This is a genomic window from Neobacillus canaveralius (genome assembly GCF_047237705.1).
Lineage (GTDB): Bacteria > Bacillota > Bacilli > Bacillales > Cytobacillaceae > Neobacillus > Neobacillus niacini_K.
The window spans coordinates 5,246,736-5,260,344 of sequence record NZ_JBDFLL010000001.1; the positions used below are offsets into that span (position 1 = coordinate 5,246,736).

The 13,609-nt window shown below is 40.6% G+C and carries 11 protein-coding genes; all 11 read left to right on the top strand.

Annotated elements, in window-relative coordinates; genetic code table 11:
• The first annotated feature begins 63 nt into the window (after positions 1-63).
• The gene (locus ABC255_RS25695; protein WP_412997894.1) at positions 64-1,032 is read left to right on the top strand and encodes a DUF294 nucleotidyltransferase-like domain-containing protein; all 969 of its coding nucleotides are present in this window, start codon (positions 64-66) and stop codon (positions 1,030-1,032) included.
• Positions 1,032-1,766, top strand: coding sequence for an exonuclease domain-containing protein (locus ABC255_RS25700; protein WP_412997896.1), 735 nt, complete (start codon positions 1,032-1,034; stop codon positions 1,764-1,766). The genes ABC255_RS25695 and ABC255_RS25700 overlap by 1 nt, the downstream gene beginning before the upstream one ends.
• 422 nt (positions 1,767-2,188) lie before the next feature.
• Positions 2,189-3,097, top strand: coding sequence for a branched-chain-amino-acid transaminase (gene ilvE, locus ABC255_RS25705; protein ID WP_412997898.1), 909 nt, complete (start codon positions 2,189-2,191; stop codon positions 3,095-3,097).
• An 11-nt stretch (positions 3,098-3,108) separates the two neighbouring features.
• Entirely contained in the window at positions 3,109-4,776 is a 1,668-nt protein-coding gene (gene ilvD, locus ABC255_RS25710; RefSeq protein WP_412997900.1) for a dihydroxy-acid dehydratase, read from the top strand.
• A gap of 571 nt (positions 4,777-5,347) precedes the next feature.
• Entirely contained in the window at positions 5,348-7,075 is a 1,728-nt protein-coding gene (gene ilvB / locus ABC255_RS25715; protein WP_412997902.1) for a biosynthetic-type acetolactate synthase large subunit, read from the top strand.
• Positions 7,072-7,593, top strand: a complete 522-nt coding sequence (ilvN, locus tag ABC255_RS25720; RefSeq protein WP_335412328.1) for an acetolactate synthase small subunit — start codon at positions 7,072-7,074, stop codon at positions 7,591-7,593. The genes ilvB and ilvN overlap by 4 nt, the downstream gene beginning before the upstream one ends.
• 23 nt (positions 7,594-7,616) lie before the next feature.
• A complete protein-coding gene (gene ilvC / locus ABC255_RS25725) occupies positions 7,617-8,648 on the top strand; it encodes a ketol-acid reductoisomerase (protein ID WP_306075705.1) in 1,032 nt (343 codons plus the stop codon).
• The gene (locus tag ABC255_RS25730; protein WP_412997905.1) at positions 8,635-10,188 is read left to right on the top strand and encodes a 2-isopropylmalate synthase; all 1,554 of its coding nucleotides are present in this window, start codon (positions 8,635-8,637) and stop codon (positions 10,186-10,188) included. Before ilvC ends, ABC255_RS25730 begins: the two co-directional genes overlap by 14 nt.
• A 48-nt stretch (positions 10,189-10,236) precedes the next feature.
• A complete protein-coding gene (gene leuB, locus ABC255_RS25735) occupies positions 10,237-11,343 on the top strand; it encodes a 3-isopropylmalate dehydrogenase (protein WP_412997906.1) in 1,107 nt (368 codons plus the stop codon).
• Positions 11,344-11,460: 117 nt separating this feature from the next.
• Entirely contained in the window at positions 11,461-12,879 is a 1,419-nt protein-coding gene (leuC, locus tag ABC255_RS25740) for a 3-isopropylmalate dehydratase large subunit (RefSeq protein WP_412997908.1), read from the top strand.
• On the top strand, positions 12,880-13,464 hold the full coding sequence (gene leuD, locus ABC255_RS25745; RefSeq protein WP_412997910.1) for a 3-isopropylmalate dehydratase small subunit: 585 nt from the start codon (positions 12,880-12,882) through the stop codon (positions 13,462-13,464). It abuts the gene before it with no gap.
• Positions 13,465-13,609 lie beyond the last annotated feature (145 nt).

The following is a 13,609-nucleotide window of genomic DNA, read 5'->3' on the forward strand; positions in this document are numbered from 1 at the left end:
CAGCCCTCCATCCCCTTCAAAGGGGATGGAATTATCTTTTTTGAAAAGGAGGTAACTTAATGGATGACCAGCTACTTAGAGATTAGAAGATTCCGTGATGACCAAGTCATATGGGTCTCTCGCAATCATTTACAGTTAAACCAGCTTCATGATGAAATCATCCAACGCGTCATTTCAGTTTCGGTCAAACACACGGAAGAAATATATGGCCCCCTCCCCTGCCCCTTCACCTTTTTCATGATGGGCAGTGCTGGGCGGTTTGAGCAATCCGTTTGGAGCGATCAGGATCATGGCATTATTTATCTACAGCAAGGTACGGAAATAAACAATTATTTTTTGGCATTGGGGAAAGAAATCACACAGGGGCTGCAGCTTGCCGGATATGATTATTGTGATGGAGAGGTTATGGCGAGCAATCCCTTATGGTGTAAGTCACTTTCCGAATGGAGGCAGCAATTAGTAAATTGGTCCAATAACTCAAACTGGGAAGCCATTCGCCATTTATTAATCTTTATTGATGGACGATCCCTTTATGGTGACGCAAGTTTTCTGGAAAAATTAAAAATAGAAGTATATCAAACTATCCATAAAGAAAACCTATTTCATAAAGTGCTTAATAATACACTATACCTAAAAAAGGGAATCGGTGTACTAGGACAAATACTCGTGGAAACACACGGAACACATACCGGCTCCTTAAACATAAAAGAAAAAGCCCTTTTTCCATATGTAAATGGTATTCGATTATTGGCTATAAAAGGGAATATCCATGAAACCTCTACTCTTTTAAGGCTGGAAAAGCTGTCCGAAATGGAACTTCCTTCTATTAAGAGAGAATTATATAAACAACAGTTCTTAAAATTACTAAACTTTCGTTTAACACTATCAAAACCAGACAATTACGAAAATAGCCACTATCTGCCTATCTCGACTCTCTCAAAAAAGCAAAAGGAAGAAGTAAAAGAAATACTGAAAAATGGTACAGCACTGTACCGTTATGTTAGAAATTTAATAGAAAAGGAGGATGACTAATGGGAATGAATGATATGATTCAATTTTTTAGGACTATGTCAGGCAGACTTGGTTCAAATATTTATGCAGGTGTTCAAGGGCAAAGCAATATGCAAAATATTTCTTTCATTCGACAGCTGCAAAAAGAAATGAAAGAAAACAACTGCCTTGACACACCACTTCAGGAATTACAGGTTGTTGTTTTTGATCTAGAAACGACTGGTTTCTATCCTGAAAAAGGAGATCGTGTCATCTCAATCGGCGCCATCAAAATGACTGGCCAAGAACTTTTGAATACAGAAACTTTTTATTCCCTGGTACATTCTCCACAACCTATTTCAGAAGAAATATCCACCTTGACTAACATTACAAATGAGGAATTACGAAGTGCACCTTTTGTATCCGAAGTGCTAATGGAATTTTACAAATTCATCAAGAATCATACACTTGTCGCTCACCACTCCAAGCATGAACAGTCTTTTATGCAGAAACTAACGTGGGATTTATTAAAAACTAGATTTGAACACAGAATTATTGATACTTCCTTTCTACTGCGCTTATCAAATCCTATGATTAAATCTATTCCACTAGAAGAAGCTTGCGAACAATGTGGAATCGAAGTCATCAATCGGCACCATGCCCTAGAGGATGCGAAACTGACAGCACATATTTGGAGCCATCATTTAGTGTTGGCACAGTCCATGGGTTATAAAAATCTTCGTGAAGTATACGAATATCTCGCAAAAATTAGATAGTAGAAAAAGAGAAAAACAACTATAGTAAAAAACTAATGCACGTTCCTTTATGATGGATTAACTTCTAAATCCAGTCTGTTTTTTCAGTCGACTATAGTAGAATCCCCGTGAGAAATCGCTCCTTTTCACTCTTCTTTTTAGCCCTCAAAAAAAATTTTTTTACTATTTTAATTTCTCATCAACCTTAATCTAACAATGATGAAAACGCTAACAACATTTCCGATTTATTTGAATTGTCAGATTTTTATATTGACCAAGATTTAGATTGGGTGTAAGATTACTGAAAATATAATTTGTATTAAATATTCTAATAACAGAACATGCCTCCGGATCATCCTCACTAATAGGTGATAAGGCATGGGAATTTTTTCCAACAGGTTTTAATTTTCTAAAGCGTTGTATGACTAAAAGGAGTGGTTAGGTTGGGAAGTCAATGGATATTCCTTGGCGGAGAGTTCGTCAAGAAAGAGGATGCTGTAGTTTCAGTTTTTGACCATGGATTTTTATATGGAGATGGAGTATTTGAAGGCATTCGTGTTTATAGCGGAAACGTCTTTAGACTCGACGCCCACCTAAAAAGACTGTTCGAATCAGCACAATCCATTATGTTGAAAATTCCTTATACACAGGAAGAAATGACACAATTAATTGTAGATACGATCAGAAAAAATGAATTAGAAAGCGCCTATATTCGTGTTGTTGTTTCACGAGGTAAAGGAAATCTCGGACTTGACCCTTCCTCCTGCCCAACACCAAGCGTCATTATTATTGCTGAGCAATTAGCACTATATCCAAAAGAATTTTATGAGCAAGGAATTAAAATTGCTTCTGTACCGAGCAGACGAAATCGTCCGGATGTACTAAGTCCGCAAGTTAAATCACTTAACTATTTAAATAATATACTTGTTAAATTAGAAGCCAATCAGGCTGGTGTGCAAGAGGCATTAATGCTCAATGATCAAGGATATGTAACGGAAGGTTCAGCTGATAATATCTTCATTGTAAAAAATGGAGTTATTTACACCCCGCCTGTTTACTTGGGGGCATTAGAAGGAATTACCCGAAACGCTATTATAGATGTAGCAAGAGCAAAAGGTTATGAGGTTAAAGAATCTCCATTTACACGTCACGATGTTTATGTGGCTGATGAAGTGTTCCTAACTGGTACTGCTGTTGAAGTCATTGCTGTTATCGCAGTCGATGGCCGCGAAATTAGTAGTGGAAAACCAGGCAGCGTTACAAACGACCTTTTAGAAGAATTTAGAAAAATCGTAACAACAGACGGAGTGGCTTGTTATCCTGAATCAGCAACCCACGCCATTGTCAGTTAGGAGATAAAAAAATGCGAAGCGATATGATTAAAAAAGGGATTGACCGTGCTCCCCACCGAAGCCTATTATACGCAACAGGGGTAACAGTGAAGGACTTAGAAAAACCGTTTATCGGTGTCTGTAACTCGTTTATTGAAATTATTCCTGGACATAAACACCTCAATCGTTTCGGTGAGATTGTGAAAGAAGCGATTCGTGAAGCTGGCGGAATACCTTTTGAATTTAACACAATCGGCGTAGATGACGGAATTGCCATGGGTCATGTTGGAATGAGATACTCCCTACCAAGCCGTGAAATTATTGCTGATAGTGCTGAAACCGTCATTAATGCTCATTGGTTCGATGGTGTATTTTACATTCCGAACTGTGACAAAATCACACCTGGAATGTTAATGGCAGCAGTTAGAACCAACGTTCCATCCGTTTTTGTATCAGGTGGTCCAATGGAAGCCGGTGTATCTTCTACCGGGAAAAACCTATCACTCACTTCTGTTTTTGAGGGAGTTGGAGCCTACCATAGTGGAAAAATGACTGAGCAGGAGCTGCTTGATATTGAAACTGCAGCATGCCCTACTTGCGGATCTTGTTCTGGAATGTTTACTGCAAACTCAATGAACTGTCTTATGGAAGTGTTAGGAATGACTGTTCCCGGAAACGGAACAATTGTAGCTACCTCTGAAGAAAGACACGAGTTAATTCGACAAGCAGCAAAACACTTAGTTGAATTAGTGAAAAAGGATATTAAACCACGAGATATTGTCACTAAAGAAGCAATAGACAATGCATTTGCTTTAGATATGGCTATGGGGGGATCGACGAACACCGTTTTACATACCTTAGCTATCGCTCATGAAGCTGGTATTGACTATGACCTACGTGAAATAAATAAAATTGCTGAACGAGTTCCATATTTATCTAAAATTATGCCGGCGTCTGATTATTCTATGGATGATGTACATCGCGCTGGAGGAGTTAGTGCCATTCTTAATGAACTATGTAAAGTAGAAGGTGCACTGCATCAAGATTGCATTAGTATTACGGGTAAGACTCTTGCTGAAAATGTGAAGGATGCAACAATAACAAATGAAAATGTCATTCGGACCAAAGATAATCCATACAGCCCTGTTGGCGGTCTATCCATCCTATATGGAAACATTGCTCCAGATGGCGGTGTTATCAAAGTCGGTGCGGTTGACCCATCGATTCAAACCTTCCTTGGTGAAGCAATTGTTTTTGAATCTCAGGAAGAAGCACAAGAAAATATCAATAATGGTACTGTTCAAGCAGGACACGTTGTAGTTATACGCTACGAAGGTCCAAAAGGCGGTCCAGGAATGCCAGAAATGCTTGCCCCTACATCAGCGATTATGGGTCGTGGATTAGGTAAAGAAGTTGCACTTATCACAGATGGCCGTTTCTCAGGTGCTAGCCGAGGAATATCAATTGGACACATTTCACCGGAAGCCGCAGAAGGCGGACCAATTGCTCTTATTGAGAATGGTGATAAGATCCTAATCGATCTGCCTGCCAGATCCATTGAACTACTTGTCGATGACGAGGTTTTAGCAGAACGGAGACGCTTATGGCAAAAGCCAGAGCCTAAAATCAAAACCGGCTATCTAGCCAAATACGCAAAGTTAGTTACATCTGCCAATACTGGCGGAGTTATGAAGATATAATTTAGTTTTAATCTCAGTTTTAGTTACTGTCGCTTTAACCTACTCAGGGTTTAGGCTCCCTTTTAATTGCCGAGGTTAAAGACATTACAGTAGATTTGAAAAATTCATAGACAAAATCGATGACGGGAATAAAGGAATAAGAACATGTATTTTCAGAGAGCTGGGGTTGCTGGAAGCCCAGTAATACACCTTATTCCGACATCCTCCCTGAGTATTGAGCTGAACAGTTCTAACTAATTAGGCTCAATCGGGTGTACTCTTAGGCACCTGTTACAAAAAGAAGCGGTTATGGTTTTATTAAGTCGCTTCAAAAGGCAGTATTCGTGAGGATGCTGTAAAACCGGGTGGTACCGAGAAATGGAAGGCCTTTTCTCCCCGATATATTCTGCTTTTATCTTTTTCTGCAGTTTATTCGGGGAGATTAGGGCCTTCTTTTACTTTTTATTAGATATCGATAAATTTTTGGTTTATATCACCAACTTCAATTATTCTGATAATTTTCGATATATTTCAGGTATAATCTTAGATATATTTTCAAAAGATTAAAACATTTTCAAGGAGGGAATACGAGGTGAAAGTAGAAGCAAAGCCGGATTTCCAAACAAGTACGGCACCAAAAACCGGTGCAGACCTGCTCATTGACTTATTAATTAATGAAGGTGTTGATACGCTTTTTGGGTATCCGGGTGGTGCCGTTCTGCCAATATATGACGCAATTTATCGTGCGAGAGGCACCATTAAGCACGTCCTCTTCCGTCACGAGCAAGGAAGCATTCATGCTGCTGAAGGTTATGCACGCATAACAGGAAAACCCGGGGTTGTAATAGCGACTTCTGGTCCTGGTGCCACCAACCTGGTGACTGGAATTACAGACGCAATGATGGATTCTTTACCTCTAGTAATTTTCACTGGTCAGGTTGCAAGAGGTGTGATCGGAACCGACGCATTTCAGGAAGCTGATGTAATGGCAATTACCACACCTATCACAAAACATAATTATCAGGTGCAAGACATTGCCGACTTACCACGGATGGTTAAAGAAGCCTTTCATATTGCTTCAACAGGCCGTCCAGGTCCGGTATTAATCGATATTCCAAAAGATATCTCTGCTGGAGAATTATTCGAGATTCCTGAAGAAGGAACGATTAATCTTCCTGGATATCAACCGACAACAAAACCAAATCCGCTGCAGATTAAAAAACTTGCTGATGCAATTTCGAAGTCTAAAAAACCGGTTATTCTTGCAGGTGCTGGTATTCTTCACGGAAAGTCTTCTGCAGAGTTAACAGCTTTTGCTGAAAAGCACAAGATTCCAGTTGTAACCACCCTTCTTGGTCTTGGAACTTTCCCAGCAAACAATCCTCTCTCTCAAGGGATGGGTGGTATGCACGGAACATATGCAGCTAACATGGCAATGTACGAGTCAGACCTACTAATTAATATAGGCGCCCGCTTTGATGACCGCCTTACAGGGAATTTAAAGCACTTCGCTCCAAATGCGAAAGTAGCACATATTGATATCGACCCTGCGGAAATTGGCAAAAATGTTCCAACCAATATTCCAATTGTTTCTGATTCAAAGGAAGCTTTGATTGAATTAATGAACCAAACCTCAGATTCACCTGAAAATGAAGAATGGTTAGAAACATTAAGTAAATATAAAGAAGAATTCCCATTATGGTATAAGCATGATCCAAACGGAATGTCTCCTCAATGGCTGATTGAAGCGATTCACAAAGTAACAAATGGAGACGCTGTTGTTACGACAGACGTAGGTCAACACCAAATGTGGGCAGCTCAGTATTACAACTTTGAAAAGCCGCATCGCTGGGTTACATCCGGTGGACTTGGAACAATGGGCTTTGGCTTCCCTGCTGCAATTGGTGCGCAAATGGCCTCTCCAGGAAGTACAGTCGTAGCAATAGTTGGGGACGCTGGATTCCAGATGACGCTGCAAGAGTTATCTGTAATCTATGAACAGAATCTGCCTGTAAAGATCATCATTGTTAATAACGGTGCCCTAGGTATGGTTCGACAATGGCAGGAATTGTTACATGGCAACCGAATTTCTGAATCAATTTTGCAGACACACCCTGATTTTGTAAAACTTGCGGAAGCCTATCATATCCGAGGATTAAAGATTGATAGCAAGGAAGAATTAATCACCAAACTTCCTGAAGTGTTTGCATATGACGGTCCTGTTTTAATGGACTGCCGAGTGCTTCAGCAGGAAAAAGTCTTCCCGATGATCGCTCCTGGAAAAGGAATACATGAAATGATTGGGGTGAAACCATCATGAAACGGATTATATCCTTAACCGTTCAGGACCGAAGTGGTGTATTAAATCGGGTCACTGGTCTATTACAAAGACGCCAATTTAATATTTCAAGTATTTCTGTCGGTCCAACTGAAACCGAGGGCATTTCAAAAATGACCTTGGTGGTTGAAGTCGAAGATGAGCAGCGCCTCGAACAAGTGACAAAGCAACTAAACAAGCAAATTGATGTTTTAAAGGTTTCAGATATTACGGATAAAGCGATTGTTGCACGTGAATTGGCTCTTATTAAAGTAGCCGGCAGTTCACAGCTGCGCAGTGAAATTAGCGGGATCATAGACCCCTTCCGCGCCTTGATTATTGACGTTAGCAAAGATAGCTTAACGATCCAAATCACTGGCCGGCCAGACAAAATTGACGCGTTGATTGACTTGCTTCGCCCATATGGAATTAAAGAGATTGCTAGAACAGGACTAACCGCATTCTTACGCGGACATCAACCACAGGTTAACGAGTTAACTACCTACTCTCAAATAAAATAAACATTTTCGAAGGGATGATTATAATGGCAAAAGTATTATATAACGGAGATATTCAAGAGGCAGTTTTACAAGGAAAGAAAATCGCAGTAATCGGTTATGGATCACAAGGTCACGCACATGCATTAAACCTAAAGGAAAGCGGATTTGACGTTGTTGTTGGTTTAAGAGGTGGTAAGTCTTGGGATAAAGCTGTTGAAGATGGTGTTGAGGTAACATCTGTTGCAGATGCAACTGCACAAGCTGACGTTATCATGGTTTTACTTCCAGATGAAATGCAGCCTAAGGTATACGAAGAAAGTATTAAACCAAACCTTGAAGCTGGGAATGCACTAGTATTTGCCCATGGTTTCAACGTTCACTTTACACAAATCGTACCTCCAGCTGATGTAGACGTATTCCTAGTTGCTCCTAAAGGTCCAGGACATTTAGTACGACGCACTTATACAGAAGGTGCAGGCGTTCCAGCATTATATGCAGTTTATCAAGACTACACAGGCCAAGCGCGTGACCTAGCTCTTGCTTATGCTAAAGGAATCGGTTCTGCTCGTGCAGGTGTACTAGAAACTTCTTTCCAAGAAGAAACAGAAACAGATCTATTCGGAGAACAAGCGGTTCTTTGCGGTGGTACCACTGCACTTATCAAAGCTGGTTTCGAAACTCTTGTAGAAGCTGGTTATCAGCCTGAAGTTGCTTACTTTGAGTGTTTACACGAATTAAAATTAATCGTTGACCTTCTATATGAAGGAGGATTAGAAAACATGCGTTATTCTATCTCTGATACAGCTCAGTGGGGAGATTTCGTTTCTGGACCACGTGTTGTTAACGAAGATACAAAAGCACGCATGAAAGATGTATTAACAGATATCCAAACTGGTGCCTTTGCAAAAGGATGGATTCTTGAAAATCAAGCTAACCGTCCACAATTCAATGCGATTAACCGCAGCGAAAACAATCACCAAATTGAGGTTGTCGGCCGTGAGCTTCGTGAATTAATGCCATTTATTAAAAAGCCTGTAAACCAAAAGAAAGAAGCTGTGGTAAATGGTTCACGTTAACATCTTTGATACGACACTGCGTGATGGTGAACAATCTCCTGGTGTGAATTTAAACCAGCTCGAAAAACTTGAAATCGCTAGACAACTAGAAAGGTTTGGCGTGAATATTATGGAGGCCGGGTTCCCGGCTTCCTCCCAAGGGGATTTCGAAGCAGTTAGAGCAATTGCCCGGAGTATTAAAAACAGTTCCGTTACAGGCCTGGCAAGAGCAACCAAATCGGATATTGACATTGCGTGGGACGCATTAAAGGATGCTGCAGAACCAAGGTTGCATGTTTTTCTTGCAACCTCCCCTATTCATATGAAATATAAATTGTTCAAAACACCTGAGGAAGTCATTCAAACCTCTGTCGATATGGTGGCATATGCAAAACAAAGATTTCCTCATATCGAATGGTCTGCTGAAGACGCATCTCGTTCAGATCTTGATTTTCTTGTCAAAATCATTACGAAGGTTATCGACGCAGGAGCAACAGTCATTAACCTCCCTGACACGGTAGGCTATGCCACTCCAGCAGAATATGGTTACATGTTCCGTTATATTCGAGAAAACGTTCCAAATATCCATAAAGCCTCACTATCCTGTCATTGCCATGATGATTTAGGAATGGCTGTAGCCAATACACTAGCAGCGATTGAAAATGGAGTTACCCAGGTCGAGGGAACAATTAACGGTATTGGAGAACGTGCCGGGAATGCCTCACTAGAGGAAGTCGCAGTAGCACTAAATATTAGAAAAGATAAATACCCTTATACTACGAATCTTGTATTAAAAGAAATCAAGCGCACAAGCGACCTTGTCAGCCGCTTTACAGGAATGATTGTTCCTGGAAATAAGGCTGTAGTAGGAAAAAATGCTTTTGCTCATGAGTCTGGTATTCATCAGGATGGTGTATTAAAAAATACCTTAACCTATGAAATTATTACTCCCGAGATGGTTGGTATTCAATCAAATGATTTAGTTCTTGGTAAGCATTCAGGACGTCATGCCTTCAAAGATAAAATTGAAAATATGGGCTTTACATTATCAGCTGAAAAGCTTCAAGAAGCATTTACAGCTTTTAAACAGCTCACCGATCGTAAAAAAGAAGTTACCGATGAAGATTTGTTCACCATTTTAACAGACATCCAAACAGCCGTCGCTGATATTAAAAAATATGAGCTAGTGGCTTTCCAGGTTCATTATGGTTCAGCTAACCTCCCTACTGCAACAGTTGCACTGAACACGCCAGAAGGTGTTCGAGTAGAAACGGCACGTACAGGTTCAGGAAGTGTTGAAGCTCTAATGAATACATTAGAAGCTCTAATTAAAGAAGAAATTCATCTTACTGATTATAAATTAAATTCAGTTGGTCAAGGGCGTGACGCATTGGCTGAAGTACATGTAAAAATGACGGTTGATGGTTCACAAGTAAGTGGCCGAGGATCAGCTCAGGACGTATTAGAAGCTTCTGCTAAAGCGTTCTTAAATACTGTAAACCGTGTATTATTCAACACAAAAGCTGTTGCTCAGGCTCAAGCAGAACTAGCGCAAGCATAAAAACCTTTCCTAAGGCGATATAAAAAAATGACGAGGAGGTTGCTTCGAATGAAAAAACGTATTGTATTACTACCTGGTGATGGGATTGGCAAGGAAGTTATTAATTCTGCACAAGATGTATTGAACGCTATTGCTGAAGAATTTAACCACAGTTTCACCTTCGAAACCCATGAAATCGGAGGGGCAGCCATTGACCTTCACGGAACTCCCCTGCCGGAAACAACAGTCGACGCCTGTAAGCAGGCGGATGCGGTATTATTAGGTGCGGTTGGCGGCCCAAAATGGGATAACAACCCCTCCCATTTACGCCCTGAAAGAGGATTACTCGGTATTCGTAAGGCACTAGATTTATATGCAAATTTAAGACCGATCAAAGGATTTAAAAATTTGCTGCATGCTTCTCCATTGAAAGAAGAGGTTGTGGCAGGCAGTGACTTATTGATTGTCCGTGAACTAACAGGCGGTATTTACTTCGGTACTCCAAGCGAACGCCGTGACAACGGTCAAACTGTCGTTGATACACTTGCTTATACTCGTAAAGAGATTGAAAGAATCGTAGACAAAGCCTTTCAAGCAGCACAAGGACGGAGTGGACACCTTACTTCTGTTGATAAAGCAAACGTATTGGAATCCAGTAAAATGTGGCGCGAAATTGTGGAAGAGAAAAAAGCTAATTATCCAGATGTTACAGTTGAGCATGTATTGGTTGATGCCGCTGCAATGAAATTGATTACAAATCCTACTAAGTTTGATGTCATTGTGACAGAGAACATGTTTGGTGACATTCTTAGTGATGAAGCTTCTGTGTTAACTGGATCACTTGGAATGCTAGCTTCCGCATCCTTGAGCGAAGATGGAGTTGGTTTATATGAACCAGTTCATGGCTCAGCACCAGATATTGCAGGTAAAGGAATCGCCAATCCATCTGCAATGATTTTATCTGCAGCATTAATGCTGCGTTACTCTTTCCAACTTAATGATGAGGCAACATTAATTGAAGACGCGGTACAGTCTGTGTTAGATAGTGGATTCCACACAGCCGACCTTCACATTCCTGAAGGAAGACAAGTGGGCACAGAGGAAATGACACGTCTGATTGTCGATTATATTAAGTCCCAAAACGCCTCAAAATGTATCATGAGCTGTTACGTTTAAAATTACTCGCAGCTGGGCTCATAAGTCCAGCTGCTTCTCCTTATCAAGGAACGAACTATTTATCCGGGGATATACTATCCCCACTCCACCAAATCTATAAACGTGAGGAAGGACATTATGCAAAAACCAAAAAATATTATTCAAAAAGTTTGGGAGCAGCATGTTGTACATCAAGAAGCCGGAAAACCAGATTTACTATATATTGATTTGCACCTGGTCCATGAAGTAACCTCTCCTCAAGCATTCGAAGGATTACGAATGAACGGACGAAAGGTGCGCCGTCCGGACCTTACTTACGCAACAATGGATCACAACGTTTCAACACTTGATCGAAACGTAATTAAGGATCCAATCTCAAAGAAACAAATAGATACATTGAAAGAGAACTGCCAAGAATTTGGCGTTGAACTTTCAGACCGTCAACACCCAGACAATGGGATTGTCCATGTAATTGGACCTGAGCTTGGTCTTACACAACCTGGAAAAACAATCGTTTGTGGTGATAGCCATACTTCTACACATGGTGCGTTTGGTGCCCTAGCGTTCGGAATTGGGACAAGTGAAGTTGAGCATGTCCTAGCAACACAAACACTTTGGCAAGCACCTCCAAAAACAATGAATGTGAAGGTAAATGGGAACCTTGGAACAGGCGTAACAGCGAAGGATTTAATCCTAGCGATTATCGGCAAATTTGGGGTTCAATTTGGAACTGGCTATGTAATGGAATATACAGGTGAGGCAATCCGCTCCCTTTCAATGGAAGAGCGTATGACCGTTTGTAATATGTCGATTGAGGCTGGTGCTCGAGCGGGCTTGATTTCTCCAGATCAAACAACTTTTGAATATCTAAAAGGACGCAGACATGTTCCTAAGGGTGAAGCTTTCGAGGAAGCCGTAGCTAATTGGCGTGCACTTGCGACTGATGAAGGTGCACAATATGATGCAGTGGTCGAAATTGAGGCATCTGAAGTTGAACCGCAGGTTACATGGGGAACGAACCCAGGTATGTGTATCCCGATTACAGCATCTGTTCCTAATCCAGATAATGAAGCAAAAGCGAATAAAAAAGATGAAATCTCTCGTGCCCTTCAATACATGGGACTTGTAGCGGATCAACCGATTTCAAGTGTAGAAATTGATCATGTCTTTATCGGATCTTGTACCAATTCACGGTTAAGTGATTTGCGTAAAGCGGCTGATGTTGTTCGCGGTCACAAGGTTAATTCTAAGGTGAAAGCAATTGTCGTACCAGGTTCTTTCAGTGTAAAATTGGCTGCCGAAAAAGAAGGCATTGACCAAATTTTTAAAGAAGCAGGCTTTGAATGGCGCGAAGCTGGCTGCAGTATGTGTCTTGCTATGAATGATGACATCGTTCCTCCAGGCGGTCGCTGTGCCTCTACTTCTAACCGTAATTTTGAAGGTCGTCAAGGAAACGGATCTCGTACCCACCTTGTAAGTCCTGAAATGGCTGCTGCAGCTGCAGTTGCAGGTCACTTCGTCGATGTTCGCAAGTTCACAGCACAGGAGGTACTATAAATGGAACCACTACGTATTCATACAGGAATCGTTTGCCCGTTAAATCGAAGCAATGTTGATACCGACCAGATTATTCCAAAGCAATTTCTAAAAAGAATTGAGCGAAGCGGTTTTGGACAATTTTTATTTTATCACTGGCGCTTTGATGATGATGGTAACCTACGTGAGGATTTTTCAATGAATCATCCTAAATATCAGGGATCCTCTATTTTAGTAGCTGGAGAAAACTTTGGCTGTGGTTCCTCTCGTGAACATGCCCCATGGGCGATTCAGGACTTTGGCTTTAAAGTAGTTATTGCCCAAAGCTATGCAGATATTTTTAAAAATAACTGTGTGAAAAATGGTATTCTAACCATTCAGGCAAGTGAGGAACAGGTTCAAAGTATTATGCGTAAAGCAGAAGACGAGGAGTACACACTTACTGTGAATCTAGAAGATCAAGTCGTTACCGATAATCAAGGGTTGGAGTTTACCTTTGATATTGCTCCATATCCTAAAGAAATGCTTCTTAACGGCTGGGACGAAATTGGTGTTACTTTAAACTATGAAGATAAAATTTCACAATATGAGCTTTCATATAAATAAAAAAATGAGCTTGGACATCCAAGCTCATTTTTTAATGCTCTTTTCTTAAACTTTGATGTTTTTGGAACAAAATTAATGCTTGCACTAAGTTTCCGTAGAAAACAGTAAAAATTTATTAAGAAAAGAGCTGCAAACTAAATTCTAA

What these genes read in the sequence shown, in the direction of transcription:
- ilvD (WP_412997900.1), top strand. Translation starts at nt 3,109, where the DNA reads ATGCGAAGCGATATGATTAAAAAAGGGATTGACCGTGCTCCCCACCGA.
- leuB (WP_412997906.1), top strand. Translation starts at nt 10,237, where the DNA reads ATGAAAAAACGTATTGTATTACTACCTGGTGATGGGATTGGCAAGGAA.
- ilvN (WP_335412328.1), top strand. Translation starts at nt 7,072, where the DNA reads ATGAAACGGATTATATCCTTAACCGTTCAGGACCGAAGTGGTGTATTA.
- leuD (WP_412997910.1), top strand. Translation starts at nt 12,880, where the DNA reads ATGGAACCACTACGTATTCATACAGGAATCGTTTGCCCGTTAAATCGA.
- ABC255_RS25695 (WP_412997894.1), top strand. Translation starts at nt 64, where the DNA reads ATGACCAGCTACTTAGAGATTAGAAGATTCCGTGATGACCAAGTCATA.
- ABC255_RS25730 (WP_412997905.1), top strand. Translation starts at nt 8,635, where the DNA reads ATGGTTCACGTTAACATCTTTGATACGACACTGCGTGATGGTGAACAA.
- leuC (WP_412997908.1), top strand. Translation starts at nt 11,461, where the DNA reads ATGCAAAAACCAAAAAATATTATTCAAAAAGTTTGGGAGCAGCATGTT.
- ilvC (WP_306075705.1), top strand. Translation starts at nt 7,617, where the DNA reads ATGGCAAAAGTATTATATAACGGAGATATTCAAGAGGCAGTTTTACAA.
- ABC255_RS25700 (WP_412997896.1), top strand. Translation starts at nt 1,032, where the DNA reads ATGGGAATGAATGATATGATTCAATTTTTTAGGACTATGTCAGGCAGA.